This is a genomic window from Burkholderia sp. BCC0044 (assembly GCF_902832955.1).
In the GTDB taxonomy this organism is placed as follows: Bacteria; Pseudomonadota; Gammaproteobacteria; order Burkholderiales; family Burkholderiaceae; genus Burkholderia.
In genome coordinates this window covers 26,179-52,047 of record NZ_CADFDO010000002.1, presented here as the reverse complement: position 1 = coordinate 52,047, position 25,869 = coordinate 26,179, and the positions used below count along the sequence as shown (strand labels likewise).

The 25,869-nt window shown below is 68.1% G+C and carries 21 protein-coding genes; 6 read left to right on the top strand and 15 right to left on the bottom strand.

The features are described from left to right. Nucleotides 1-112 precede the first annotated feature (112 nt). The 3 genes from HWX14_RS08920 to HWX14_RS08910 all read left to right on the top strand — a co-directional run bounded on the left by HWX14_RS08920 (nucleotide 113) and on the right by HWX14_RS08910 (nucleotide 3,553). Nucleotides 113-1,549 carry a PLP-dependent aminotransferase family protein gene (locus HWX14_RS08920; protein WP_175882402.1) on the top strand — a complete coding sequence of 479 codons (1,437 nt, stop codon included), beginning with the start codon at nucleotides 113-115 and terminating at the stop codon, nucleotides 1,547-1,549. A gap of 187 nt (nucleotides 1,550-1,736) precedes the next feature. Further along, on the top strand, nucleotides 1,737-2,504 hold the full coding sequence (locus HWX14_RS08915) for a hypothetical protein (RefSeq protein ID WP_175882401.1): 768 nt from the start codon (nucleotides 1,737-1,739) through the stop codon (nucleotides 2,502-2,504). Nucleotides 2,505-2,665: 161 nt separating this feature from the next. After that, nucleotides 2,666-3,553, top strand: a complete 888-nt coding sequence (locus HWX14_RS08910) for a DMT family transporter (RefSeq protein ID WP_175882400.1) — start codon at nucleotides 2,666-2,668, stop codon at nucleotides 3,551-3,553. Here HWX14_RS08910 and HWX14_RS08905 read toward each other — a convergent pair. From HWX14_RS08905 to HWX14_RS08865, 9 genes are all read right to left on the bottom strand, one after another. Then, a complete protein-coding gene (locus tag HWX14_RS08905) occupies nucleotides 3,542-4,453 on the bottom strand; it encodes a LysR substrate-binding domain-containing protein (RefSeq protein WP_175882399.1) in 912 nt (303 codons plus the stop codon). The genes HWX14_RS08910 and HWX14_RS08905 overlap by 12 nt on opposite strands. A gap of 194 nt (nucleotides 4,454-4,647) precedes the next feature. Further along, the gene (gene fdhA / locus HWX14_RS08900; RefSeq protein ID WP_011547090.1) at nucleotides 4,648-5,844 is read right to left on the bottom strand and encodes a formaldehyde dehydrogenase, glutathione-independent; all 1,197 of its coding nucleotides are present in this window, start codon (nucleotides 5,842-5,844) and stop codon (nucleotides 4,648-4,650) included. A gap of 253 nt (nucleotides 5,845-6,097) precedes the next feature. Further along, entirely contained in the window at nucleotides 6,098-7,288 is a 1,191-nt protein-coding gene (locus HWX14_RS08895; RefSeq protein ID WP_175882398.1) for an efflux RND transporter periplasmic adaptor subunit, read from the bottom strand. Next, nucleotides 7,288-9,135 carry an efflux transporter outer membrane subunit gene (locus tag HWX14_RS08890; protein WP_175882397.1) on the bottom strand — a complete coding sequence of 616 codons (1,848 nt, stop codon included), beginning with the start codon at nucleotides 9,133-9,135 and terminating at the stop codon, nucleotides 7,288-7,290. The genes HWX14_RS08895 and HWX14_RS08890 overlap by 1 nt, the downstream gene beginning before the upstream one ends. A 2-nt stretch (nucleotides 9,136-9,137) precedes the next feature. Further along, nucleotides 9,138-10,076, bottom strand: coding sequence for a glycosyltransferase family 2 protein (locus HWX14_RS08885; RefSeq protein WP_175882396.1), 939 nt, complete (start codon nucleotides 10,074-10,076; stop codon nucleotides 9,138-9,140). A gap of 10 nt (nucleotides 10,077-10,086) precedes the next feature. Beyond that, nucleotides 10,087-11,682: a DHA2 family efflux MFS transporter permease subunit gene (locus HWX14_RS08880; RefSeq protein ID WP_175882395.1), complete on the bottom strand. Its 1,596-nt coding sequence runs from the start codon at nucleotides 11,680-11,682 to the stop codon at nucleotides 10,087-10,089. Beyond that, on the bottom strand, nucleotides 11,679-12,962 hold the full coding sequence (locus tag HWX14_RS08875) for a nucleotide disphospho-sugar-binding domain-containing protein (RefSeq protein WP_175882394.1): 1,284 nt from the start codon (nucleotides 12,960-12,962) through the stop codon (nucleotides 11,679-11,681). Before HWX14_RS08875 ends, HWX14_RS08880 begins: the two co-directional genes overlap by 4 nt. A 17-nt stretch (nucleotides 12,963-12,979) precedes the next feature. Then, nucleotides 12,980-13,549, bottom strand: coding sequence for an isoprenylcysteine carboxylmethyltransferase family protein (locus HWX14_RS08870; protein WP_011547084.1), 570 nt, complete (start codon nucleotides 13,547-13,549; stop codon nucleotides 12,980-12,982). Nucleotides 13,550-13,616: 67 nt separating this feature from the next. After that, nucleotides 13,617-14,519, bottom strand: coding sequence for an alpha/beta fold hydrolase (locus HWX14_RS08865; protein ID WP_175882393.1), 903 nt, complete (start codon nucleotides 14,517-14,519; stop codon nucleotides 13,617-13,619). 720 nt (nucleotides 14,520-15,239) lie between these two features. On the opposite strand from HWX14_RS08865, the gene betI reads away from it, so the two are divergent. Genes betI through betA form a run of 3 tightly spaced genes read left to right on the top strand, consistent with a single transcriptional unit; the run spans nucleotide 15,240 to nucleotide 19,043 of the window. Then, nucleotides 15,240-15,824, top strand: a complete 585-nt coding sequence (gene betI / locus HWX14_RS08860) for a transcriptional regulator BetI (protein WP_175882392.1) — start codon at nucleotides 15,240-15,242, stop codon at nucleotides 15,822-15,824. Nucleotides 15,825-15,856: 32 nt separating this feature from the next. After that, on the top strand, nucleotides 15,857-17,326 hold the full coding sequence (betB, locus tag HWX14_RS08855) for a betaine-aldehyde dehydrogenase (RefSeq protein ID WP_175882391.1): 1,470 nt from the start codon (nucleotides 15,857-15,859) through the stop codon (nucleotides 17,324-17,326). Nucleotides 17,327-17,342: 16 nt separating this feature from the next. Next, nucleotides 17,343-19,043, top strand: a complete 1,701-nt coding sequence (gene betA / locus HWX14_RS08850; RefSeq protein WP_175882390.1) for a choline dehydrogenase — start codon at nucleotides 17,343-17,345, stop codon at nucleotides 19,041-19,043. A 74-nt stretch (nucleotides 19,044-19,117) separates the two neighbouring features. Here betA and HWX14_RS08845 read toward each other — a convergent pair whose 3' ends face one another. The 6 genes from HWX14_RS08845 to HWX14_RS08820 all read right to left on the bottom strand — a co-directional run bounded on the left by HWX14_RS08845 (nucleotide 19,118) and on the right by HWX14_RS08820 (nucleotide 25,838). Then, nucleotides 19,118-20,239, bottom strand: a complete 1,122-nt coding sequence (locus HWX14_RS08845) for a hypothetical protein (RefSeq protein WP_175882389.1) — start codon at nucleotides 20,237-20,239, stop codon at nucleotides 19,118-19,120. Between the two features lie 240 nt (nucleotides 20,240-20,479). Next, complete coding sequence (locus tag HWX14_RS08840; protein ID WP_175882388.1) at nucleotides 20,480-20,983, bottom strand: activator protein; 504 nt, start codon at nucleotides 20,981-20,983, stop codon at nucleotides 20,480-20,482. A 121-nt stretch (nucleotides 20,984-21,104) separates the two neighbouring features. Next, nucleotides 21,105-21,929 (bottom strand): OmpW family outer membrane protein, encoded by an 825-nt coding sequence (locus tag HWX14_RS08835; RefSeq protein ID WP_175882387.1) that lies wholly within the window; start codon nucleotides 21,927-21,929, stop codon nucleotides 21,105-21,107. Between the two features lie 73 nt (nucleotides 21,930-22,002). Continuing rightward, nucleotides 22,003-23,256: a DUF2957 domain-containing protein gene (locus HWX14_RS08830; RefSeq protein ID WP_175882386.1), complete on the bottom strand. Its 1,254-nt coding sequence runs from the start codon at nucleotides 23,254-23,256 to the stop codon at nucleotides 22,003-22,005. Nucleotides 23,257-23,327: 71 nt separating this feature from the next. Beyond that, nucleotides 23,328-24,926: a DUF2957 domain-containing protein gene (locus HWX14_RS08825; protein WP_175882385.1), complete on the bottom strand. Its 1,599-nt coding sequence runs from the start codon at nucleotides 24,924-24,926 to the stop codon at nucleotides 23,328-23,330. A 615-nt stretch (nucleotides 24,927-25,541) separates the two neighbouring features. Continuing rightward, nucleotides 25,542-25,838: a cupin domain-containing protein gene (locus tag HWX14_RS08820; protein WP_175882384.1), complete on the bottom strand. Its 297-nt coding sequence runs from the start codon at nucleotides 25,836-25,838 to the stop codon at nucleotides 25,542-25,544. Nucleotides 25,839-25,869: the final 31 nt, after the last annotated feature.

Genomic DNA, 25,869 nt, shown 5'->3' with positions numbered 1-25,869 from the left:
AGGATCAGAGCGCTGATAAAACATACGGATCAGCGATTTGGGGGCGCGCTTGCACGTGACGGCTGTCGTACTACTCTTTGTCATCGAGGTCCCAACGGCCGGGAGGACGCGCATGAAGCGCTATGCGGTGCTGGCACAGACGATCGCGGACGCCATCCGGCGCGGCGACCTGACGCCCGGCGCGCGCATCCCCACCGTGCGCGCGGCATGCCGCGCGCATCGCGTGAGTCCGTCCACGGTGTTTCGCGCGTACTACGCGCTCGAAAGCGAGGGCCTGATCGTCGCGCGGGCGCGCTCCGGCTATTTCGTGGCGAACGTCGCGGACAAGCACGTGCGGTTCGGCCGCGATCCGCCGCGCAAGCCGGGCGCCGTGCAGACCGGCGCCGCTCGAACCGGCGACGACGATGCGCTGTTCCGCCTGCTCGACTCGCTCAAATGCGACGACATCGTGCCGCTCGGCTCGGCGTTCGCGAGCTATTCGCTGTTCCCGATGAGCAGCCTGTGGCGTCAGGTGGCGGCGGCCGCGCGCCACATGGACCGCACGAAACTGCTGGAAGGCTTGCCGCCCGGCAACGAAGCGCTGCGCCGCCAGATCGCGTTGCGCTACCTGAACGCGGGCGCGTCGCTGCCGCTCGAGGAAATCGTCATCACGACGGGCGCGACCGAAGCGCTGACGCTCAGCCTGCAGGCGCTGACGCGCCCCGGCGACATCGTCGCGATCGAGCGGCCGGCCTTCCACGCGGTACTGCAGGCCGTTCAGAGCCTGCATCTGAAGGCCGTCGAGATTCCGGTCGACCCGCGCACGGGCCTCGATCTCGATGCGCTCGCCGAGGCGCTCGACACGCATCCGGTACGCGCGTGCTGGTTCATGACGTCGTTCCACAACCCGACCGGCGCGACGCTGACCGACGAGCGCAAGCGCGCGCTGATCGACCTGCTCGGGTCGCGCGACGTGCCGCTGATCGAGGACGACGTGTATGGCGAACTGCAGTTCGGCACGGCGCCCACACGCCCCGCGAAACTGTATGACGACAGCGGGCTCGTGCTGCATTGCGGATCGTTCTCGAAATGTCTCGCGCCCGGATTCCGGATCGGCTGGGTCGCAGCCGGCCGCTTCGTCCGGCAGATCCGCGAGGCCAAAGGCGCGAACGCGCCGGCCGCGGACGTCCCCGCGCAGATGGCGATTTCGAGCTACCTGCGCGACGGCGCATACGATCGTTTCCTGCGCAAGCTGCGACGCAATCTCGCCGCGCACCAGGCGCAGATGCTGTCGGCCGTGCGCGCGTACTTTCCGGCCGACACCGAAGTGTTCGCGCCGCGCGGCGGATATTTCCTGTGGATCGAACTGCCGCCGCACATGGATGCGATGCACCTGTTCGACGATGCGATGGAAAACGGTGTGAGCATTGCACCGGGGCCGATCTTCTCCGCGACCGGCGGTTTCCGCCGCTATTTGCGGCTCAACTACGGGCGACCGTGGACCCCGGCCGTCGAGCGCGCGCTGGAAACGCTCGGCACGCTCGCGGCCCGACAGCGGCACGGCGGCTAGTGCAAAACGTACGTCACGCGACGCGCGACATGTACTTGCGTTTCGCGCGCGAACGACCAAAAATTAAGCGGCAGGCAGTTGCGGACGAACGGGTTTCACGCGTCCGATGTTATGGAGAATCACATGAACACCGCATGCGAACGACCGCCGATGTGTAGCCCGACGATAGCGTCCGTCGGTCGCTGACATGCGCGTCCTGCCCAACCGCAGCGTCCGCGCGCGCGATGCCTGGCGTGCCGTGTTGAATGCGCGCGCCGAATCGCGGCACGCAACGTGCTGCCGCTGCCGAGAATGCGGTTTCGTGGCGTTCCGCGCCCTCGAGCACTGCCCCGTCTGCGGTCGGTGGAACTGGCCGTTCGAGCCGATCGATCACAGGCCGGCCGACGCGCACGCCGCGCATACGCCGCGATCCTTCCATACGTGGTCGTCGCGCATCGCCCGCGCGCTGCGCAACGCGGCTTTCCAGCGGCCGCGCGCGTCGAGCGCGCCGATCCTGAGCATCCTCACGCTCGTGCTGATGGTCGGCGGCTACGTGGCGATCGACCAGACCTGCAAGGCCGACCCCGTTTGTCGCGGATCGGCTGCGCCGGCCGCCGTTGCGACCGAAGCCGGGCTGCTCGCGTCGAACGATCCGTTCCTGCCTGTCGTGCCGGTCGTGCCGGTACCCGTCTACCCGTTTCATTCGCCTGATCAAACGCAAGTGGCGGCCAATCCGCCACCGGACGCCCCGCTCGCCGTCAAACCCGCTCGCAGGATGGCGGTGGCGCAAGCCGCGCCGTCGTTGCGCGCGCCTGACCGGCCACGCGCCGGCGCAGTCCGCGTGGCCGACTGGAAAGGCAGCCGCAACACCGCTCATCGCACGCGCCCGATCCGCCGCGTCAGCCTGCACACCGGGCACACACGTCGCGCCGCAGCCAGCAACACTCAACTCGCGCAACTCTATCGCGGCCACTGAGCGCGCGATCCAGGCCCGCGCGCCCGTCGATTCAATTTTCTAAACCGCCCGTCACAAAACCTCGTTTGTGTCGCGACGCACGCATGACGTTCAATGGGTCATTCAATCGCGCCGGCGCGCATCGCACGCCGGCCGCCCGATCCACCGAACGGAGCCTGTCAATGAACGCACTGCAGCTCGTGACCCTCGCTGCCATCTGGGGCGCGTCCTTCCTGTTCATGCGCATGGGCGCGCCGGAATTCGGCGTCGTCCCGCTGATCGCGCTGCGCGTCGCGATCGCGGCCGTGCTGTTGTCGCCGGTGCTGCGCCATCCGCAGGCGCGGCAGGAATTCCGCTCGCACGTCGTGCCGCTGTTCGTCGTCGGTATCGCGAACTCGGCGCTGCCGTTCTGCCTGCTGACCTATGCGGCGCTGTTCGTAACGGCCGGCACCGATTCGATCCTGAACGCGACGACGCCGCTCTGGACCGCGCTCGTCGCGTACGTGTGGTTGCGCACGCCGCTGACGAAGCCGCAGGCGATCGGCCTCGCGCTGGGCTTCGCCGGCGTCGTCGTGCTCGCCGGTTCGGCGCTCGGCGCCGGCACGCCCGGCGCGCCGCTCGCGATCGCCGCCGCGATGCTCGCGACGCTGTCGTACGGGTTCGCCGCGCATTACTCGAAGCGCAAGCTCGCGAACGTGCGGCCGTTCGTATCGGCATTCGGCAGCCAGTTGTTCGCGGCCGTCGTGCTCGTGCCGCTCGCGTTGCCGATGTGGCCGCACGGCCCCGTGCATGCGTCCGCGTGGATCGCGGTCGTGCTGCTCGGCGCGATCTGCACGGCGGTGGCCTATCTGCTGTATTTCGGGCTGCTTCGCAACGCGGGCGCGCAATACGCGGCGTCGGTCACGTTCCTGATTCCGATCTTCGGTGTGGTGTGGGACGCGATCCTCCTTCACGAGACGATCACCGTGCAGACGCTCGCCGGGTGCGCGATCATCCTGCTCGGCACCGCGCTCGCGACCGGCAAGCTCAAGGGCTCCGCCGCGGCCGCCGTGCGCGGGTCACGTCAATAGATCGGGCGGGCCGCGATCGTCGTCGATCTGCCGCGCCAGCCAGTCGCGGAACGCGGCGATCTTCCACTCGTGCTGGCGCGCGTCGCTGCACACGACGTAATAGGACAGTTCGGTCGGCCAGGGCCGCGCGAGCACGCGAACCAGCCGCCCGACCGCGACTTCGTCGCGCGCATAGATGTCGCGCACCAGCGCGATGCCCTGCCCCGCGACCGCGGCCTTGATCAGCAACGCATCCTCGCTGAAGCTCGCGCCGCGCGGCGCACGCGCATCGTCGATGCCCTGCGCGCGCAGCCACAGCACCCAGTCGGCGCGGTCGGCGTCCTGCAGCAGCGGGTACGACAGGCAGTCGGCGGGTGCGCCAATCGGGCGCGCGGGATCGAGCAGTTGCGGGCTGCACACGGGCCACAGCTCCGGCGTCCAGATGCGGAACGACGCGTGCCCGGGATAGCGGCCCAGCCCGTGCCGGATCGCGACGTCGATGTAGTCGCGGCGCAAGTCGACCAGTTGCGCGCGCGTCTCGACGGTGATTTCGATTTCGGGGTACGCGGCATGGAACGAGCCGAGCCGCTGCACGAGCCACGTGTTCGCGAACGACGCGGTGGTCGTCACCGCGAGGCGGACGATGCGCCGGTTCGCGCCGTGCACGTTCGCCCACGCGGCCTCGATCTCGTTGAAGCCGCCGGCGAGCTGGTCGAACAGCGCGCGGCCGGTGCCGGTCAGCTCGAGCTCGCGGCCGGTGCGCTCGAACAGGCGCACGGCGAGGCGATCCTCGAGATTGCGGACATGCTGGCTGACGGCGCCCGGCGAAATGCAGAGCAGGTCGGCCGCCTGTTTCATGCTGCCGCAACGCGCCACTTCGACGAACGTGTGCAACGCGGCGAGGGGAAGTGACTTGGCCATCCGTGGATCGCCGCCGCATGGCGGTGGAGGGTTCGGGAACGGGCGATGATTATCGCAGCAATTCCGCGCGGCCGTGAACGGGCTCGCCGCGTGGCGCTGCCGTCGCCTTCGCCCCCCTCAACGAAAAACGGGCGGCCCGTTTCCGGAGCCGCCCGTTCCCGCGTCACGCGTCGTGCGCGCCGAACGCTAGCGCATCACGCCGCCAGCAACCCGTGCGGGTCGATCACGAATTTGCGCGGCGCGCCACCGTCGAACTTCTTGTAGCCTTCCGGCGCCTGGTCGAGCGAGATCACTTCGACGTTGACGATCTTCGCGATCGGCAGCCGGTCGAACAGGATCGCCTGCATCAGGTTGCGGTTGTACTTCAGCACCGGCGTCTGGCCCGTGAAGAACGAATGCGACTTCGCCCAGCCGAGGCCGAAGCGGATGCTCAGGCTGCCGTGCTGCGCGGCCTTGTCCTTCGCGCCCGGATCGTCCGTCACGTACAGGCCCGGGATGCCGATCGCGCCGGCCGGGCGCGTGATTTCCATCAGCGAGTTCAGCACCGTCGCGGGCGCTTCCTCCGAATGGCCCGACGAGCCGTGGCCGTGCGCCTCGAAGCCGACGCAGTCGACCGCGCAGTCGATCTCGGGCACGCCGAGGATCTGCTCGATCTGCTCGCCGAGCGACGCGTCCTTCGACAGGTCGACCGTCTCGAAGCCCATCGCCCGCGCATGCGCGAGGCGTTCCGCGTTCATGTCGCCGACGATCGTCACGGCCGCGCCGAGCAGGCGCGCCGACGCGGCCGCCGCCATCCCGACCGGGCCCGCGCCCGCGATGTAGACCGTCGAACCGGGCTTCACGCCCGCGCTCACCGCGCCGTGATAACCGGTCGGCAGAATGTCGGACAGGCAGGTCAGGTCGCGGATCTTCGCCATCGCCTGGTCGCGATCGGGGAATTTCAGCAGGTTGAAATCGGCATACGGCACGAGCACGTACTCGGCCTGGCCGCCGATCCAGCCGCCCATGTCGACGTAGCCGTACGCGCCGCCGGCACGCGACGGGTTCACGTTCAGGCACACGCCCGTATGCGTGTCCTTGCACATCGCACAGCGGCCGCACGCGACGTTGAACGGCACCGACACGAGATCGCCGAGCTTCAGCGTCTCGACGTCGCGGCCCACTTCGACCACTTCGCCGGTGATCTCGTGACCGAGCACGAGGCCGACCGGCGCGGTCGTGCGGCCGCGCACCATGTGCTGGTCGGAGCCGCAGATGTTCGTGCTGACCACTTTCAGGATCACGCCGTGGCCGATCGCGCGGCCGCTCGGGTCGACCATCTTCGGATAATCGATTTTCTGGACTTCGACCTGGCCCGGCCCAAGATAGACGACACCTCGATTGCTGCTCATCGTATTGTCTCCATGTCTCGTTTGGATGGCGCCGCGGCGCGCCGGCGCCATGCGGCGCACGCGCAACGTGCTGTTCGAGAGTAGTCCGGGAGGCAGGGGCGCCGATGTCTCAAACGCGACATGCGTTTGATCGGCGCCGACATCGATGGCGGAAATACGAAAGTCGGGCGGGAACCGACGGGAAAGCTCCGGGCGCGAGACGCACCGGGGCCGGACCGGCGCTTGCCGCCGGCCCTCCTGCGCGACGCAGGCGCTACCCGCCCTGATTCTCGCGGATGATCGCGGCGGCGGCCGCTTCCGCGTCGCTCGCGACGCCGTCGTGCACGCGCGTGCTGACGGCCGGCGTCGGCGGTTCGCTGTCCAGCGCGTGGCCGTTGCGGTCGTGCGTGTCGACCGTCGCGCGCATCGACAGCCCGACGCGCAGCGGATGCGCGGCGAGATCGCGCGGATCGAGCGCGATCACCACCGGCACGCGCTGCACGACCTTGATCCAGTTGCCGGCCGCGTTCTGCGACGGCAGCATCGAGAACGCGCTGCCCGTGCCCGCCGAGAAGCCCTGCACGCGGCCGCGATAGGCGATGCGCGAGCCGTAGAGATCCGACACGACCTCGACCGGCTGCCCGACGCGCATGTGGCGAATCTGCCCTTCCTTGAAGTTCGCCTCGATCCACAGCCGGTTGAGCTGCACGATCGACATCAGCGGCACGCCGGGCCCGACCTGCTGGCCGACCTGCACCGAGCGCTGCCCGACCGTGCCGTCGACGGGCGCGACGATCGTCGTGCGCTTCAGGTTCCGGTACGCGAGCTTGAACTGCGCGGCCGCCTGCACGACGGCCGGGCTTTCGTCGACGGGCAGCTTGCTGCCGAGCGCGCGCGCCGCGTCGAGCTGCGCCTGCGCGGCCGCGAGGTTCGCCTGCGCGCCGGCCACCGCCGCGCGCGCCCTTGCCAGTTCTTCCGGTGCGACGATCTCGACCGATGCGCCCGAACGCGCGGCGAGCGCGCGCTGCGCCAGCGACAGGTCGGCGCGCCGTGCATTCACGGCCTCGACGTACATCGTGTTCGAGATCCTCGCGTTCGCGACCTGGCGCACGGCCTGCGCGAGCTGCGCCTTCGCCTGCGCAAACGCGACGGACGCCTCGGTGTCATCGAGCCGCACGAGCGTCTGTCCGGCGCGCACCGCCTGCGTATCGGCGACCACCACGTCGGTCACGGCGCCCGGGATCTGCGCGGCGACCTGCACGATGCTGCCCGCGACGTACGCGTCGTCGGTGTCTTCGTAATAGCGGTCGCTGAACAGCCAGTATGCGATCCACGCGATCGCGGCCAGCAGCACGATCGCGAAGAACACCGTGAAGCGCTTGCGGCGCGTCGCGCGGCGCGCGTCGAGTGCCGGGTCGTTCAGCGCGGCCGGCGGCGCGGCGGAATGAAGGTTGTCGTGGTGCATCAGTCGCTTTGCGTAACGATCAGACGATCGTGCTGGAAGACGGGAATCGCGGGCATCGGCGACAAGCCCCGCGTCGGGCTCGCCGAGGCCGTGCGCGTGAGAGCGGGCGTGCCGCGCGGCGTCGCGTCGGGTTGGGTCGCGCCGACCGTGGACGGGCGCGCGGTATCGTCGCGTCGTGCGGATTCAGACGGAGGCGCGTTACGCGTCGTGGCGGTGGCCGGTGATATTGCCGTGCTGCCCGCGGGCGAGTCGTTCGAAGGGGCCACCGCTGCCCGGTTCGCGGCCACGGCGGTTGCCGCCCCGCGCCTGGCCGCCCCGCTCCGCGCCCGCTGCACGGCCGGCGTCTGCGCCTGCGCGACCGTTGCGCCCGCATCGAACCCGCCGCCCAGCGCGCCGATCAACCCGACCCGCAGCGTCCGCTGCTTGCCGAGCAGCGCGATCATCTGCGCGCGCTCGTCGATCAGCGTGAGATCCGCGACATCGACGTCCTTCTGCATCAGCACGCCGCGCCGATGGCGATCGGCCGCGATCTGCACGATCTTCTGCGCGGCCGCGACCGCGTCCTGCTGCTGCGCGACGAGCGTCTGCGACGTCTGCAGCGACGTCACGAGCTGCGCGACCTGCCCGAGCGCGTCGTCGACGGTCTTGTTGTACAGCCCGATCGCGACGTCGGCCTGCGCGACGTCCGCGCCGAGCTTCGCCTTCAGCCGGCCGCGATCGAAGATCGGCAGCGAGATCGCGGGGCCGACGGAGCCCGCGAGCGAATCGCGCGAGAACAGCGATGCGGGCGTCAGCGCGAACACGCCGCCGAGCGCGACGAGGTTTACGTCCGGATAGAACTGCGCGCGCGTCGAATCGGCATTCGCGAACGCGGCCTCGACCCGCAGCCGCGCGGCGACGATGTCGGGCCGGCGGCCGAGCAGGTCGGCCGGCAGCCGCGCGGGCAGCGCGCCGCCCGCGAACGCGCCGACGCGCGGCCGCTGCAGCGCGAGCCCGCGCTCCGGGCCACGGCCCGACAGCACGCCGAGTTGCAGTTGCGCGAGCTTGATCTGCTCGTCGTTCAGCGCGATCTGTTCGAGCAGGCGGCTGCGCTTGATCGACGCGTCGCTCGCGTCGTACGCATTGTCGAGGCCGCGCGCGGTGCGCTCGCGCAGCACGGCCGTCACGCGCTGGCTGATCTTCAGCTTCTGCTGCAACAGGTCGCGCACCGCGTACGCCTGGTCGAGCTGGCAGTACACGGTGACGATCGCGACGGCGAGCGTGAGCCGCACCTGTTCGGCCTCGACGCCGGCCGCGTCGCGCAGCGACATCAGGCTCTTCGTCGCCGCACGGTTCTTGCCCCACAGGTCGAGCTGGTAGTTCAGCCCGACGAAGATCGACGACGGCGACACGTTCGGATCGCCGAAAATCTGCACCGGCACGCGATAGCCGCCGGCCGTCACGTCGGCGATGTCGCCAGGCTTCGGCATCCGCGCGCGGCTGATCGTCGCGCCGGCCGTGCCCGTCAAACCGGTCAGCGAATCGAACTGCTGAAGCTGCGCCTGCACGATCCGCAGCCGCGCCTGCGCGACCTGCAGATCGGGGTTATGCTGCGACGCCTCGGCGACCAGGTCGTCGAGCTGCGGGTCCTGCAACTGCTTCACCCAGTCGGGCGCCGGCCACGCGCCGTTCGCGCCGGGGCCGGCGGTATGCGCGAGCGCATCGTCGGCCGGCGCGCGCAGCGACAGCGACGGCAAAAAACCCGACGGCACGCATCCGCCCAACGCGAGCAATGCAGCGAGCGTCGCGAGCATCGAGCCGCCCTTCACGCCACGCGCCGAACCCGCCGCTTTCCTCGTTCGCCGCATCGTCACCCCTGCCGAACGCGCTGCGCCCGCGCGGCCAGACGCGGCCGCGTGCGCTCGAGCGGGCCGAGCCGGCCGAACAGGCCGTCCGCGACGCCGAACAGGATGCCGGCCAGCTTCGCGCGCTTGTCGCGCTCGACCAGCGCGATCTGCACGACCTGCCACAGGGTCAGCAGGTTCGGCACGAGCGCCACCGGAAAGCGCAGCCCGTACTGCATCCCGAGCTGCACCGCATTGCGTGCGCTGTAGTAGCGCCGTTGCCACGAATGATTCATCGACGTCATTTCAAAAGGGCCGATCGCATGCCGCTGCTTCGCGCCGATCCGGTGCGGCAGCACCAGCGACGGCACGACATAGAGCGGCACGTTGCGCGCCAGCGCGCGGAAGCTGTATTCGGTATCGACGTGATCGATGAACAGCGTCTCGTCGAAGCGGCCGAGCACGTCGAACGCATCGCGCGACACGACGCAACCCGACGAGATCAGGAATGCGCAGCGCTGCATCGGCGTGCCCGGCTCGATGTGCAGGCGGCGCAGGCCGATGCCGTTCGTCGCGAGTTCGGGCAGGAAGCTGCGCGCGTTCTCGTCGAAAATACGGGGGCCGGCGAGAAACGCGCGCCCGGCGAGCCCTGCGCAAACATCGCGCATCGTCGGGAAATAGGCAGCCGGCACCGACGAATCCTGGTCGAACAGCGCGACCGCGTCGACGTGGTCGCGAAACAGCGCCGCAAGCCCCGCGTTGTACGCGCCCGCGATGCCGCCGCGATTGCCGTGATGCAACAGCGCGATGCCTTCGCGCGTGCACAGTTCGCGAGCCCGCGCATCGGGCTGCGGCGTGTTGTCGACGACGAGCAGCGCGTCGCACGCGTGCCGCCATCCACGCAGCGCGTCGAGCTGCGCGTCGCTCGGGTGATACAGGATCACGAGTGCGCCGAGTGTCGTCATGGTCTGCTCCTCAATGCCCGAACGAAGCCGCCGCGCCGCGCTTCGGCCGCGTCAGCCACATCATCGCGGCGAGCGCGAGACACGTCATGCTCGCCATCCAGAACATGTCGTTGGTCGCCATCATGTAGGCCTGCTGCATCACGACCTGATGCAGCGTCGTCAGCTCGCGCACGCCGTCCACGCCCATCGTGTTCAGCGCATGCACGAAGCGTTGCGTGTTCGCCGATGCATGCGTGACCGATTGCGACACGACGTCGTAGTGATAGGTCGCGCGGTTTTCCCACAGCGTCACGCTCATCGCGGTGCCGAACGCGGCCGACAGCGTACGCAGGAAATTCGACAGGCTCGACGCGGCGGCGAGCCGGTCGTCCGGAATGCGCGACAGCGTCGCGGCGGTCAGCGGAATGAAGAAGCACGGCAGCCCGATCCCCTGGATCAGCCCCGGCGCGGCGATCTGCGCGAACGTCATCTTCAGCGTGAAATGCGCATCCCAGGCGAGCACGGCCGCGAACACGAGGAAGCCGAACGTCGCGAGCACGCGCGCGTCGAAGCGGTGCGCATGCAGCCCGACGAGGATCGAGAACACGAGCGCGAGCACGCCGAGCGACGCGGTGGCGAGCCCCGCATGAAACGCGTTGTAGCCCATCACCGCCTGCATCCACAGCGGGAACACGACGCCGACCACGGAGAAACTCATCATCCCGAGCGAGATGATCAGCACGCAGAACGAGAACGTGCGGTCGCGAAACAGGCTCAGGTCGACCACCGGATGCGCTTCGCCCGCTTCCCAGATCAGCAGCGACACGATCGCGAGCGTCGCGACGACCGCGAGCGTGACGATCAGCGGCGAATCGAACCAGCCGCGGTCGTGGCCGAGATCGAGCATCGCCTGCAGCGAGCCGACGCCGATCACGAGCAGCACGATGCCCGGCACGTCGATCGGGCCGGCCGCGCCGCGCTGCGCGTCGGGGCGCAGCATCGCGGTGCACACCGCGAACGAGAACAGCCCGATCGGCAAGTTGATCAGGAAGATCCATGGCCACGAGAAGTTGTCGACGATCCAGCCGCCGACCACCGGCCCGAAGATCGGCGCGAGCAGCACCGTCATCGCCCACAGCGCGAGCGCGATCGTGCGTTTGTCCGGCGGAAAGGTGCGCAGCAGAATCGTCTGCGACAGCGGCACCATCGGGCCCGAACACAGCCCCTGCAGCGCGCGGCAGATCACGAGCACGTGCAGGTCGCGCGCAAGCCCGCACAGCAGCGACGTCAGCGTAAACAGCAGCACCGCGCCGACGAACAGCCGCAGCTCGCCGACGCGGCGCGCGAGCCAGCCGGTGAGCGGCACCGCGATCGCGGCGGCGACCGAATACGAGCTGATCACCCACGTGCCCTGGCTGTTCGATACGCCGAGACTGCCGGAGATCGCCGGCACCGCGACGTTCGTCACGGTCGAGTCGAGCACCTCGATGAAGGTCGCGAGCGACAGCGCGAACGTCAGCAGCGCGAGCCGGATGCCGCGCACCGGCTGCGCGGCGGGCGCCGGCGCCGGCACGTCGAACGCGGACGGCGCGACGGGCCCGTCGTGAAGCGGCGACGCGGCGCTCATGCGCCGGCCACCGCGACATCGGCCCGCGCGGCCACCCGCCCGCGCGTCGGCACGAACCGTTCGATGAAATCGGCGGCCACGTCGCAGCCGTCCGGCGCGGCCGCGAGCAGCGCGCGCGTACGCTCGGCATGCACCGCGAACGCGGGTTCGTCGAGCACGCGCGCGAGCGCCGCGCCGAGCCGCGCGCCGTCGAGCGGGCCGTCGACGCGCACGCCGCAGCCGTTCGCGACGACGCGTTGCGCGTTGTCGAACTGATCGTGCGCGAACGGCGTGACGACCTGTACGATCCCGGCTTCGCACGCGAGCGCCGCCGTACCGATCCCGCCGTGATGCACGAGCGCGCGGCAACGCGGCAGCAGCGTGCGCATCGGCACGAAGCGGCGCACGAGCAGCCGGTCGCCGTCCTGCGCCGCATCGTGCGGCGTCAGCAGGATCCCGCGCGCGCCGGTCGCGCGCAACGCGTCCGCCACCGCGCGCGCATACGCCGCGTGATCGACGAGCGTCGAACCGGCCGTGAACACGACCGGGGCTTCGCCGGCCGCGAGAAACGCATCGAGTGCCCCATCGTCGTCGGGTGTCGCGATATCGTTGAACAGCGGAAAACCGCTTTGCAGATGGTTCGACGGCCAGTCGGGCTGCGGCGGCGCGAACCAGTGGGGAAACAGGCACAGCACGCCGTCGCTCGAATGCAGCCAGCGGCCGAGCACGCGCCGCGCGGGCGCGAGCCCGAGCTCGCGGCGCACCGCGTCGAGCGCCGGGCCGCACACGCGGTCGAGCACCTGCCGCTCGATCAGCGTCATCAGCGCCGACTTCACCGGCAACGGCCAGCGCGCGGGAATCGTCAGGCGCGGGTGGGTCGGCGGCGCATGCGCGGACAGCAGCGTCGACGGCGACACCTGCACCGACACGTACGGCGTGCCGTGCAGTTCCTGCATGAAACGCGCGGAGAACGCCCACAGCGTGCCGACCAGCACCGTGTCGGCATCGGCCAGCGCGCGCAGCGCGTCGTAATGCGGGCGCAGCGTCGGGGCGATCACCCGCCACAGCGTGCGGAACGACGTACGCGGATCCCACAGCGCGGGGTTCGCCATCGCCGCGTCGTACTCCGCCGCCGTGCCGACGGGCACGAACGCGAACCCGCAGCGGCGCACGGCCGCCTCGAACGGCGCGTGCGTGCAGAACACGACGTCGTGACCGCGCGCCGCGAGCGTGCGCGCGATGCCGAGCAGCGGATGCACGTCGCCCGCCGAGCCGATCGCGGTCACGATCATCTTCGCCATCGCGCGCCTCGCGGGTGTCAGTAGAAGCCGGGGATCAGCGCCGCGACCTCGCGGCGGTACTGCGCATAGGCCGGCCCGAAATACCCGGTCAGCCAGCTCTCCTCGACGCGCACCTTGTACGCGAGCGACGCGAACACGAGCAGCACGCCGATCGCGCCGCGCCATTCGCCGCCGATCAGCGCGGCGCCGACCAGCGCGATCAGGCAGCCGGTGTAGATCGGGTGACGCACGAGCGCATACGGCCCCGTGCGCACGAGTTCGTGGTCTTCCTTCAGCGTGACCGACACGCTCCAGTTCGTGCCGAGATGCAGCCGCGCCCATACCGAGAACAGCAGGCCGGCCACCAGCACCGCGAGCCCGCACTGCGCCTGCAGCCCGAAGCGCTGCCAGTCGGGCACGAGCGCCTGCCACGACGGATCGGGCAGGATGATCAGCGCGCCGCCGACGATCAGCGGAATCGACTGCAGCGTGCGCGAGCGCGACGCTTCCTTGCGCACGGTCGTCTTGACGCCCTGCGACGTGGCGATCCAGTAAGCGAGCCACGCGGCCCACGGAACGACGATGGCGATGGTCTGAACGATATTCACGGCTGGCCTGCCTCGTTGGGATGGGAATTCGGATGCGCGGGACGCGCCCGCTGCACGACGGACGGCGTCACGACGACAGCGCATGCATCGGCGCGGGCACGCATGCATGCGCGGCAGCGCGTGCGATGCCGGCCGCGGCGGACGCCTCGCCGCAGAAGAAATCGAGCAACGCGGCGCGGGTGTATTCGCGCTGCGCGCGACCTTCGATGTCGAGGAAATGGCCGGCGTCGGGCACCGTGGCGAACCGCGCACGCGGCACGTGCGCGCCGAGCTGGCGCACGTCGGCCGGCGTCGTGTATTCGTCGCGCTCGCCGTTCAGGAACAGCAGCTCGCAGCCGATGTTCGAGAACTCGCTGAAGTAGCGCTCGGGCCGCAGCGACAGGATCTGGTCGACGTGGAACGCGACCTGGTCCTGTTCGTCGCGCGGCAGGCGCGTGAGATACCGGTAGTTGTACAGCTTCATGATGCGCGGCAGATAGCGGCCGACCGTGTCGTTCAGCAACTGCGCGGCCTTCAGGTTCTCGCCGGCCGCGATGTGGTCGCGCGCACGCGTCACGTAGTCGACCATCGCGTCGTTCAGGAACGGCGAGAACGAACAGATCGCCGCGCGCCGCACGCTCGGGCAGCCGCGCGCGAGCGCGAACAGCGACGCGACGCCGCCCCACGACACCGACACGAGGTACGCCGGCGCGAAGTGTTCGACCAGGTACTGGAGGATCGCGGCTTCGTCGTCCTTGGTCAGGATGAAGCAGCCGGGGTTGTGCTGGCGCGACTGCCCCGCATACGGCAGGTCGAAGCAGATCGTGTTCATCCGCTCGCCGAGATACTGGACGGTCTGGCCGAACGACGCGGTCGTCGCGAGCGCGCCGTTGACGAGCATCGCCGTGTCGAAGGCCGGGTCGAACACGTTCCGTTCGACGTAGACCTTCAGACCATTCGGCAGCGGGACCACGTGTTTTTCGGTCGGCATCGTCGTTCTCCGGTGGATGCGGCGTCTCGACGTCGCGGCATGCTGCAAGTGCGTCATGGCTGGCGCCGGCCCCCTGCGCGGTCGATCGACCCGCCCATTGCCGACGCGCCGCGGCAATGACCGGCGGCGCCATTCATTCCTCATGGTGCGGGGCCATACTAATACGGCCGATATTACTTACTCAAGTCATTCCAAAAATCCTTCCGCTCGGTCGGGAAATACGCCGAATTCAAATTTTTTTATCAATTTCTATGGTATGCGGAATCTCCGAAAAGACGACTGCAATCGTTTGCGAGCAATCCGCTCCAGCATTCAAAAATCATGAATATTCGTTTGTTTTCAATGGCTTATATTATTTAAATCGCTCGATTGAAACGGATTTTAGAAAGCTGCCCGTCTTCACGATTCGAATTGACTATTTCATATCGTGAATAATGTTGCAGATTTCGACACTCTTTCGCTTTGTAATCGAAGCAAGTGCAGAAACGGTCCTTCGCATTAGGTCGTTTTTTCAAGACTCGTTTTAAACAAATTCAACCTTAGTTAACCTTCTTTCAATGCGTTTTTCCGCACCTGCACATGGCTCCGCGCGCGGCCGAGTTTCCCGTTTGGAACGCAGCCTCCTCTTCGATCCCGATTTTTTGTTGATTGAACGATCAATAAAAAACCGCTAAGCTCTCGACTTCCATGGACGGGCCCGCCCGGGCGAAGGGAGTCGCGATGCCGAAAGTCGGAATGCGGGAGATACGCCGCGCGCAGTTGATCGACGCCACGCTGCGCTCGATCGACGAAGCGGGCCTGCCCGGCACGACGCTCGCATCGGTCGCGCAACGCGCGAACATCTCGACGGGCATCGTCAGCCACTACTTCGGCGACAAGGACGGCCTGCTCGAAGCGACGATGCGGCACGTGCTGCGCGACCTGTGGGCGGCCACCACGCGCCGCCGCGTCGCCGCGCGCAAGGACCCGCGTTCGCGGCTGCGCGCGGTCGTCGCCGCGAACTTCGACGACACGCAGGTCAGCGCGCCCGTGATGAAGACGTGGCTCGCATTCTGGTCGCAGAGCATGCACGACCCGATGCTCAAGCGGCTGCAGCACGTGAACACGCGGCGCCTGCATTCGAACCTCTGCGCCGAATTCGCGAAGGCATTGCCGCGCACGAAAGCGCGCGAAGCCGCCAGCGGCCTCGCCGCGCTGATCGACGGCCTGTGGCTGCGCGGCGCGCTCGCCGGCGGCCCGATCGACACCCGAGCCGCGTTGAAGCTCGCCCACGATTACATCGACCTGCTGCTCGCGTCCGACTGACGCGCGACGCAGTCGCCCTCAAGGAGATCCTCATGTCCGTATACGGTTTGCAGCGCCTCTACATCGGCGGCGGTTACGTCGACGCCACCAGCGGCAAGACTTTCGACACCTTCGATCCCGCCACCGGCGAACTGCTCGCGCAGGTGCAGCAGGCGAGCGCGGCCGACGTCGACCGTGCGGTCGCGTCCGCGCAGGAAGGCCAGCACGAATGGGCCGCGATGACCGCGATGCAGCGCTCGCGCATCCTGCGCCGCGCGGTCGACCTGCTGCGCGAGCGCAACGACGAACTCGCGGCGATCGAGACGCGCGACACCGGCAAGCCGATCGGCGAGACGCTCGCGGTCGACATCGTCACCGGCGCGGACGTGATCGAGTACTACGCGGGCCTCGCGACCGCGATCGAAGGGCTGCAGGTGCCGCTGCGCGCCGAGTCGTTCGTCTATACGCGCCGCGAGCCGCTCGGCGTGTGCGCGGGCATCGGCGCATGGAACTACCCGATCCAGATCGCGTGCTGGAAAACGGCGCCCGCGCTCGCGGCCGGCAACGCGATGGTGTTCAAGCCGAGCGAAGTCACGCCGCTCACCGCGCTGAAGCTCGCCGAGATCTATACGGAAGCCGGCGTGCCGGCCGGCGTGTTCAACGTCGTGCAGGGCGACGGCTCGGTCGGCGCGCTGCTCACCGGCCATCCCGACATCGCGAAGGTGTCGTTCACCGGCGGCGTCGAAACCGGCAAGAAGGTGATGTCGCTGGCCGGCGCGTCGTCGCTGAAGGAAGTGACGATGGAGCTCGGCGGTAAGTCGCCGCTGATCGTGTTCGACGATGCGGACCTCGATCGCGCGGCCGACATCGCGGTGACCGCCAACTTCTTCAGCTCGGGCCAGGTCTGCACGAACGGCACGCGCGTGTTCGTGCACCGCTCGATCAAGGACGCATTCACGCAGAAGGTGCTCGAACGCGTGAAGCGCATCCGCGTCGGCAAGCCGACCGATGCCGACACCAACTTCGGCCCGCTCGTCTCCGCCGCGCAGCTCGACAAGGTGCTCGGCTTCATCGAGAGCGGCAAGGCCGAAGGCGCGAAGCTGCTCGCGGGCGGCACGCGCCTGACCGACGGCCACTTCGCCAACGGCCAGTACGTCGCGCCGACCGTGTTCGGCGATTGCCGCGACGACATGAAGATCGTGCGCGAAGAGATTTTCGGGCCGGTGATGAGCATCCTCGATTTCGAATCGGAGGACGAAGTGATCGCCCGCGCGAACGACACGCACTACGGGCTCGCGGCCGGCGTCGTGACCGAGAACCTGTCTCGCGCGCACCGCACGATCCATCGCCTCGAAGCCGGCATCTGCTGGATCAACACGTGGGGCGAATCGCCGGCCGAGATGCCGGTTGGCGGATACAAGCAATCCGGTGTCGGACGCGAGAACGGCATCACGACGCTCGAGCACTACACTCGAATCAAGTCGGTGCAGGTCGAGCTCGGCCGCTACAACCCGGTGTTTTAAGACAAGGAGATCCGTCATGACGACACGCGAATACGACTACATCATCTGCGGCGCAGGTTCCGCGGGCAACGTGCTCGCGACGCGCCTGACGGAAGATCCGGACGTCACGGTGCTGCTGCTCGAAGCGGGCGGCCCCGACTACCGCTTCGACTTCCGCACGCAGATGCCGGCGGCGCTGGCCTATCCGCTGCAGGGCCGCCGCTACAACTGGGCGTACGAGACCGACCCCGAGCCGCACATGGACAACCGCCGGATGGAATGCGGGCGCGGCAAGGGGCTCGGCGGCTCGTCGCTGATCAACGGGATGTGCTACATCCGCGGCAACGCGCTCGACTACGACAACTGGTCGACGCACCAGGGCCTCGAGAACTGGACATATCTCGACTGCCTGCCGTACTTCAAGAAAGCCGAGACGCGCGACGTCGGCCCGAACGACTATCACGGCGGCAGCGGCCCCGTATCGGTCACGACCAGCAAGCCGGGCGTGAACCCGCTGTTCGAGGCGATGGTCGACGCAGGCGTGCAGGCCGGCTATCCGCGCACCGACGACCTGAACGGTTACCAGCAGGAAGGCTTCGGCCCGATGGACCGCACCGTCACGCCGAAGGGCCGCCGCGCGAGCACCGCGCGCGGCTACCTCGACCAGGCGAAGGTGCGGCCGAACCTCGAGATCGTCACGCACGCGCTCGCCGACCGCATCCTGTTCGACGGCAAGCGCGCGTCGGGCGTCACGTACCTGCGCGGCAGCGAGCGCGCGAGCGCGCATGCGCGCCGCGAAGTGCTCGTATGCAGCGGCGCGATCGCGTCGCCGCAACTGCTGCAGCGCTCGGGCGTCGGCCCCGGCGCATGGCTGAAAGAACTCGACATTCCGGTCGTGCTCGATCTTCCCGGCGTCGGCCAGAACCTTCAGGATCACCTGGAGATGTACATCCAGTACGAGTGCAAGGAGCCCGTGTCGCTGTATCCGGCGCTCAAGTGGTGGAACCAGCCGAAGATCGGCCTCGAATGGATGCTGAACGGCACGGGCCTCGGCGCGAGCAACCACTTCGAGGCGGGCGGCTTCATCCGCACGCGCGACGACGACCTGTGGCCGAACATCCAGTATCACTTCCTGCCGGTGGCGATCAACTACAACGGCTCGAACGCGATCGAGATGCACGGCTTCCAGGCGCACGTCGGCTCGATGCGCTCGCCGAGCCGCGGCCGCGTGAAGCTGCGCTCGCGCGACCCGAACGACCATCCGAGCATCCTGTTCAACTACATGGCCGAAGCGCTCGACTGGCGCGAGTTCCGCGATGCGATCCGCGCGACGCGCGAGATCATGCGGCAGCCGGCGCTCGACCGCTATCGCGGCCGCGAGCTGAACCCGGGTGCCGACTGCAAGAGCGACAACGAACTCGATGCGTTCGTGCGTGCGCGCGCCGAAACCGCGTTCCATCCGTCGTGCTCGTGCAAGATGGGTTACGACGACATGGCGGTAGTGGATGAGGAAGGCCGCGTGCACGGGCTCGACGGGCTGCGCGTGGTCGATGCGTCGATCATGCCGATCATCACGACCGGCAACCTGAACGCGCCGACGATCATGATCGCCGAGAAGATCGCCGACAAGATTCGCGGCCGCACGCCGCTCGCGCGGGTCGACGTACCGTACTTCGTCGCGAACGGCGCACCGGCGCGCAACGTCGCGAAGGCCGTGCGGCAACCCGAGACGGTCTGACGAAGGCGGGCGCTCGCACCGGGCGCCGCGATACCACCCACGCGGCTCGCGGCGTTCTCGCCGCGAGCCGCGTTTCATCGTGCCTTCTCGTCCGCGCTGCGCGGCCGGGCCGCCGAAACGCCGCGCGTCCGCATCCGCTTGCCGCGGACGATCGGGTTCCAGCGCGACGTCAGGCTCATCGCGTCGCGCAGGCGCTCGAACGCGACATCCTCCTTCGGCCCGAAGCGGCTGACCGCCGGCCACGCGAGCACGTCGTCGAGCCATGCCTGCCAGATGTCGCCTTGAAAGCGGCGGCCGATTTCCCGCACCGTATCCGGCGCGGCGATCGCGATGCCCGCCAGCAGGTAGCAGGCCCAGAAGCTGCCCGCGCCGACGAGTCGATCGAGCCGGCAAACGGCGAGCGCGGCAAGCAGCCCGTCCATCGACGCGAGATCGGCGCGATGCGTGCGGACCGCCCGCGCGACGAGGTTGTGCTGGCCGCCGTACGCCTGAACGGAAACGCCGTGGCCGGCCGCGAGTTCGGCCGAGAATATCGCGAGCGCGGCCATCTCGTCGATGCGCGCTGCGTCGTCGCGCGGGCCGCATACGCGCAGCACGATCGCATCGATGACGGCGCCGGGACGGGTCGCTGTTTCCGTGCCCGTCGCCGCGATAGCGGTCAGCCTTTCTCTCAGGTTCTTCGCAGGCGGCGTCTCACGCTGCCCGTCATGTTCGTTCGCGTTGCGTGCGCCCGCGTCTTCACCGCTGCGTTCGACACCATCGGCGATCCGTTCGAGCGCGGCCCAGCCGACGTCGGGATCGTCGAATGCGCACGCATCGATCACGCCGTGCGCGGTGTCGAACACGGCACGCGAGCCCGGGCAGCAACGTTCGGCTTCCGCGAGTTGCCGCGCGGAAGGCACATGCGAGCACGCGCCGAGCGGATCGGCCGGATCGCACGCGCAGCCGCCGCCGTCCGTTGCGATCCACGGGACCAGCCGGTGAAGCATCGCAATTGCGTCGGCGGGCAGGTTGGCGCCTGCATGCCCACGTATCGCGTGCGACGCGACGCCGGTCGTGTCGACGGCGTCGCCCGCCGTCGCCGCGCAAGCCGCCGCGTCGAGATGTTCGATCAGATACTGCAGCCACGCGGCCGTGCGCAGCCGGTCGGGCGTCGCGCCGCGGGCGTCGCCATACTTTGCTGGATCGGTCAGCATGGGTCGTCCGGGATGGTTCTGGCCAATTGGCTTGGCTTGGTTTTGTTTCAATCGAACCGGAAGGCGCAGTACGCCACGCCGGCCCTGCCACGCCGCCCGTGTCGGATCGCGACACGGGTGGTCGACCGGCCGCCGCGCCGATACGCGCGACGGCACGGATCCATCAAAAAACCGCGGAAACCCGCCGCGCATACCGCACGGCCCTCGCGCGCGGCGGGTTCCGCTTCGGTTGCGCGACGCTTACTGCACGTGGAACTTCGGCGACGTCAGCACCGTACCGTTCACCGTACAGTCCGGCGTCAGGACGGCGTTGTTGAACGCGAGCGACGAGTTCGCATCGCTCCACGTGGTCACGACCTTGCTCGGCCCGCACGTGCCGAGCAGCGTGACGTTCACCTTCACGTTGTTGATCGACAGTTGCGTGGTGCTGTCGGCCTGCCCCGTCCACGGCGACGTGCTGCTCGCGCTGCCGCTGATCAGGCCGCAGGTCGCGCCCCCCGAGAACGTCGTCGACGTGATGTTGACGATGCCGGTCGACGTGATCGTGCCGTTGAAGGTCGCGTTGCAGCCGGCGCTGATCGATCCCTTGCTGAGATTCGTGAGCCCCGTCGCCGAGAACGGCTCGCCGTTCGGATTCATCGGCTGGCCGTCGGCACGCGACACGGTGACGGCGAAAGCAGGCGCGGCCGAAACCGCGGTGAAAGCCACTGCAGCAACAAGCGATACGATTTTGCGAATGCTCATTTGAACCGCCCCCTCTCTTCACAAATGGCGGCACGCCGCCAGGAACGCGATCTTCCGGCCGGAACGATCCGGCCAGCCGGTCGCAGGAAGCCGCCGGCACGCGTCATGCGCGCCGGTCGGCTCAGAACTTGTAGGAAATCCCGACGAACGTGATCAGCGGGTCGGCCTTCAGCCGCGTGCGCGTGGTCGCGAGCGTCGAACCGTCGGCGGCCTTGATCACGAGCGACGAGTAGGTCTTCAGCGGCATGTACGTCAGCGTCGCCGTGAGCCCCCAGTGCTTGTCGATCGCGTAGCTCGCGCCGACGTTGTAGACCGGCGTGAACGACGACGACGCCTTGCCCTCCACCGACGTCGCGCCCGGCTTGCCGGCGCCGGCCGCGAGCACGCTGCCGAGGTTCTCGTTGATGTCCTTCGCGAAGTTGCCGTTCAGTTCGATGTTGCTGAACCAGCTGTAGGCCACGCCGATCCCGACGAACGGGCGGAACTTCGCCGTCGGCGAATTGAAGTAGTACTGCAGGATGACCGTCGGGCTCCACTGCCGCGCGTTCTTCACGGCCGGCTGGTTCGCCGACTTGTCCATGTCGACGTTGCCGAGCGAGCCGGCCGGGCCCGGCGGCTTGATCACGCCATGGCCCGTCAGCGTGAACTCGGGCGGCACGCCGAGCACCGACGTCACCGCGATGTGGTCGGTGAAGAAGTGGGTGAGCGTGAGGCCGACCGTGTCGGCGTTGTTGACCGTCAGGCTCGTGCCCGGCGACGTGAACGAACCGGGCAAACGCAGCGGCCCGTTGATCGGCATGCTCGCGAGATTCGTCGTCAGCCCGTTGGTCGAATCCTGCGGCATGATGTGCAGCCAGCCCAGCGTCGCGACGTTGTCGCCCGCCTGCTGGGCCGATGCGAGCGTCGATACGCCTGCGACCACACCCGCGACAATCAGCTTCTTCATGAAGTCTCCCCCTCGTTCTGTCGGGGCGCCGCGCATTCGCGCGCGGCGCCGCCGTGTCTCCATCCGCACGCGGTCACTGCACGAACGCGCCGACCGTGAAGTACGGGTTGCTCGTATCGGCCATGTCGAGGAACCCGAACACGCCGCCGGTGAACACGAACTTGCCAGTCGCCGGCCCCGACGCCGCGTCCGCATGCACGGTCGTCACGACGCCCGGCACCTTCTGCGTGTAGTCGAGGTTCAGCGCGCGCGTGAGCGCGGCCTGCGATGCGTTGAACGGGTCGAGCAGCGTGGCCTGCGCACCGACGAGCGCGGTCGCGCGGTAGTTGAACGCGCTGTCGACGCCCGTGTACTCGCCGTCCTGCGAGCCCTGCGTAATCGCCGTCTGCGGGCTCAGGAACGAGATGCCCGATTCGTCGTCCGCGCTCGGCGGGCCTTGCGTGAGGTCCGCGTTCGCGGCGCCGGTGCGGATGAAGATCGGCACGAGCTGGTTGCGCAACTTGCCGACGATCAGGATCCCCTTGCCGGCCTTCGCCGGATCGAGCGCGGCGAGCGTCGCCGGAATTTGCGGCTGGTAATTGAGCGACTGGAACGCCGGCGCATCCGGGCGCAGCGTGAACGGCTGGTTCACGGTCGCGCTCGACGCCAGCGGCTGGCCGCCGTTCTTCTTGCCGAAGTTGTCGGTTTCCGTATAGCTGCCGTCCGCGTTGATCGTCACCTTCTGGTCGAGCGCCACCGGCTGGAAGTTCTGCGACGGCACCTGGTGATAGCCGAGCTGGTTGTACGTGCCGGCGATCTTCGTCAGGTCGGTTTCCAGCGACGAGAAGCTGATGAACGGGTAGTACGGGAACGTCGTCTTCGTGATCTTGCCGACGCCGATCACGCCGTCGAACTGGATCGTCGCGCCGGGGATCGCGCCGCCCAGCACGCCTTCGCCGAGGAACAGCCGCGCGGGCCGGCTCGGGTCGAGGCTCGCGTTCTGCATCCGGAACGTGCACTGGTTCAGCTTCACCGTCGGCAGCCCCGTTTCGTCGGCCAGCGCGCCGTCGACCACGTTCGCGGGCGCCGTGTCGCGGGTCGGCTGCACGGTGCCCGTGGTAGTCGGCACCGGCGACGCGAGGTAGGTCATCCGGTACGTCATCTTCGTCGTGTCGAGCTGCACCTTCACGAGCTCGCCCGAGCCGGAGCCGCCGACGAACACCGTGTTGTAGTCGATCGTCTGCGGGCACAGCCGGACTACCGGCGCGGGCGGCGGGTCGCCGTCGCCGCCGCATGCGGCCAGCACGGGCGCGAGCGACGCCGCGGCCATCCACTGTTTCATATTCATAGGAATCCTCTTGAAATTCGATTCGCCGGCGGCAGCGCATGCGCCGCCGGTGTGACAGGTTCAATGCAGGGTTACTGGACGAACGCGCCGACCGTGAAGAACGGGTTGACCTTGTTGTTGTTGACGACCATCGCGTAGACGTTGCCGGCCGCGACGAGCCAGCCGGTGTCGCCCTTGCTGAAGATCGCCACGTTGCCGTTCGCGCCCTTCGCGTTGAAGTCCTGCGCGGCCGTCACCTTGATCTTGCCGGGCGTGGCCTGCGTATAGTCGAGCGCGAACTGCGAGGTGACCGACGACGTCTGCGGATCGATGAACGCGGCGGTACTGCCCTGGAACAGCGTGGACGTGTAGTTCGCGGCCATCGTCGACACGGCGGTGCCGTCGTTGCAACTGCCTGCCACCGAATAGAACGCGTTATTGGCGAAGATGCCGGGCAGGTCGGGGTGCGGCACGCTCGGGTCGAAGCTCGGCCCCGCCGACGCCAACTTGTTCCCCTGGCCGCTGGATGTCACGATGCCGCACGCGGACGCACTGGTCGCGCCGATGTAACCGCCCTTCAGGGAGTTCGCGGCAATCGCCTTCGTCGACGACAGCATCGAGATGCCGACTTCGGCATCGGCGACCGATGCGAGCAGATTGACCGTATCGACGTGCGTGTAGCCGACACGAATCACGATCGGCACGAGTACGCCGTTCAGCCTGCCGACGATCATGATGCCTTTCGCCTGACTCGGTGCAATGATCAGCGTCGAGCCCTGCCCCGCGATCGGATACCCCTGCCCCACGGCCGGATTGCTCACGAATACGTTGTCTGCCGATCCGTCCGCGTTCTTGCGCTGCGTCCACGGCGTGCCGGTCGTCTGACACGAGTAGTCGCTGCCCTGCGTGATCGAGCACGAGCCGTCCGCATTCAGCGTCTGATTCCAGTTGACGACGTCGGATTCCCAGCCGACCGCCCCGGTCGGACTCTGACCATCACCGCCGATGGGCGACAGATGGATGCCGACCTCGTTGTAGTTGCCCGCCACTTTCGTGAAGTCGGTTTCAGTGTCGGTGAAGCCGATGAACGGATAGAAATCGAAGGTGCGCGACGGTACGACGCCGAGCGTGATGCCCGGCAGCAGCGGGATACCGGCGAACGCGATCGTCGCCCCCGGGATTCCGCCGCCCACCACGCCGTTGCCGACGAACAGCATCGGCGGGTCCGCACGGTTGATCGTCACCGAATACGCGCCGTCGCTCGTCGCGCCGCTGTCGAGCACGAACGCGCAGCGGTTCTGCTCGGCGGTCGGGAGATTGGTCGGATGATGGAACGCGCCGCTGATCGTCAGGCCCGCGCGCGTGTCGTTGACTTGCCCCGCCGACGTCGGCACCGACGATTCGATGAACTGCATCTGGTAGGTGAGCTTCGTCGTGTCGAACTTCACCTTCACGTACTCGCCGCTGCCGGCGCCGCCCGTGTACGTCGTCGTGTAATCGAGCGCGTCCGGACACAGCTTCGTCACGACCGGCGTCGTCGTCTCGGCGCCGCTCGGCCCGCATGCGCTGCCCGAGCACTGCGGCACGGTGATCGGCCCCGGATCGTCGCCGCCGCCGCAACCGGCGACGAACGGCAGCGCCAGCACCGCGCACGACAGGATCGCCTTCCGCCATTCAGGAATGCAAATCATCAACCCCTCCTTTTCAGGTACGACAAGTCTCGTCCGGCCGGGCTGCATGGCCTGCCGGTTGGTATCGCGCCGCCGCGAGAACGGGCGGCGCATGACATTCACGCAGGACTGCCGCGAGGCCGGTCAGGCCCATGCGGCACACGCCGCGACGGCAGACGAACGCGCTCCCGCGGCGCCGTCATGCGGCACGGCGCCGTCGGAACGATCGAAACGGAATTGGGTCGCCGCTACACGGCGAGGCGACGATGCAGGCCAGCGACCTGCGTCGCGCCTGCATTCAGCGAAAAATCGAAAAGCGGCAGTCCCGCTCGGCCCTCGGATAGGCGTCTCATGGTTTGGTCTCCATCCGTACGCTTGATTCGTTATCGTGATGCGTCGTGTGTCGAGACTATGATCGGACCATTCGCGCAAGTAAATGGATGCAGAGTTCCAAACGACGGAACCCGCGCAATCCTAGCGTTTATACGGTATTTAACAGATTTTCAAACAACCTTCATTTTATTTGCTCAGACAAATAAACGCCCGGTGGAACACGCGTTTGAACGACGCCCCCCGATTCGCGCCGAGCCAAGCGGGCCGGGCGTCTGCGGCCCGCACGCATGCTGCGGCGCAACCTCAGACGTCGATGATCGCGAGCGTGCCGTGGCTGCCGGGCAGCACCGCGTGGCGCGTGCCGGCGTGCGCGAGATACATCTGCCCGGCGCCGACCACGACCGTTTCCGCGTCGACCTCGAGCATCAGCGTGCCGTCGAGCACCAGCAGCCCCTCGTTGTAGTCGTGCACTTCCGCTTCGTAAGGCTGCGCGTCCATGCGCAGCACCTTGATCCGGGCCGGCCCCACTTCGCCGACGATCGTGGATTTCCATGCGATCGCCTGCGCGTTCGCCACGGATTTGAAGTCGATCAAAGACATGCGCCCCGCTCCGTATCGCCGTGAAAGGAAC

Excerpts from the sequence above, each read along its gene's own strand:
- HWX14_RS08920 (WP_175882402.1), top strand. The coding sequence starts at position 113 with ATGAAGCGCTATGCGGTGCTGGCACAGACGATCGCGGACGCCATCCGG.
- HWX14_RS08915 (WP_175882401.1), top strand. The coding sequence starts at position 1,737 with ATGCGCGTCCTGCCCAACCGCAGCGTCCGCGCGCGCGATGCCTGGCGT.
- HWX14_RS08910 (WP_175882400.1), top strand. The coding sequence starts at position 2,666 with ATGAACGCACTGCAGCTCGTGACCCTCGCTGCCATCTGGGGCGCGTCC.
- HWX14_RS08905 (WP_175882399.1), bottom strand. The coding sequence starts at position 4,453 with ATGGCCAAGTCACTTCCCCTCGCCGCGTTGCACACGTTCGTCGAAGTG.
- fdhA (WP_011547090.1), bottom strand. The coding sequence starts at position 5,844 with ATGAGCAGCAATCGAGGTGTCGTCTATCTTGGGCCGGGCCAGGTCGAA.
- HWX14_RS08895 (WP_175882398.1), bottom strand. The coding sequence starts at position 7,288 with ATGCACCACGACAACCTTCATTCCGCCGCGCCGCCGGCCGCGCTGAAC.
- HWX14_RS08890 (WP_175882397.1), bottom strand. The coding sequence starts at position 9,135 with ATGCGGCGAACGAGGAAAGCGGCGGGTTCGGCGCGTGGCGTGAAGGGC.
- HWX14_RS08885 (WP_175882396.1), bottom strand. The coding sequence starts at position 10,076 with ATGACGACACTCGGCGCACTCGTGATCCTGTATCACCCGAGCGACGCG.
- HWX14_RS08880 (WP_175882395.1), bottom strand. The coding sequence starts at position 11,682 with ATGAGCGCCGCGTCGCCGCTTCACGACGGGCCCGTCGCGCCGTCCGCG.
- HWX14_RS08875 (WP_175882394.1), bottom strand. The coding sequence starts at position 12,962 with ATGGCGAAGATGATCGTGACCGCGATCGGCTCGGCGGGCGACGTGCAT.
- HWX14_RS08865 (WP_175882393.1), bottom strand. The coding sequence starts at position 14,519 with ATGCCGACCGAAAAACACGTGGTCCCGCTGCCGAATGGTCTGAAGGTC.
- betI (WP_175882392.1), top strand. The coding sequence starts at position 15,240 with ATGCCGAAAGTCGGAATGCGGGAGATACGCCGCGCGCAGTTGATCGAC.
- betB (WP_175882391.1), top strand. The coding sequence starts at position 15,857 with ATGTCCGTATACGGTTTGCAGCGCCTCTACATCGGCGGCGGTTACGTC.
- betA (WP_175882390.1), top strand. The coding sequence starts at position 17,343 with ATGACGACACGCGAATACGACTACATCATCTGCGGCGCAGGTTCCGCG.
- HWX14_RS08845 (WP_175882389.1), bottom strand. The coding sequence starts at position 20,239 with ATGCTGACCGATCCAGCAAAGTATGGCGACGCCCGCGGCGCGACGCCC.
- HWX14_RS08840 (WP_175882388.1), bottom strand. The coding sequence starts at position 20,983 with ATGAGCATTCGCAAAATCGTATCGCTTGTTGCTGCAGTGGCTTTCACC.
- HWX14_RS08835 (WP_175882387.1), bottom strand. The coding sequence starts at position 21,929 with ATGAAGAAGCTGATTGTCGCGGGTGTGGTCGCAGGCGTATCGACGCTC.
- HWX14_RS08830 (WP_175882386.1), bottom strand. The coding sequence starts at position 23,256 with ATGAATATGAAACAGTGGATGGCCGCGGCGTCGCTCGCGCCCGTGCTG.
- HWX14_RS08825 (WP_175882385.1), bottom strand. The coding sequence starts at position 24,926 with ATGATTTGCATTCCTGAATGGCGGAAGGCGATCCTGTCGTGCGCGGTG.
- HWX14_RS08820 (WP_175882384.1), bottom strand. The coding sequence starts at position 25,838 with ATGTCTTTGATCGACTTCAAATCCGTGGCGAACGCGCAGGCGATCGCA.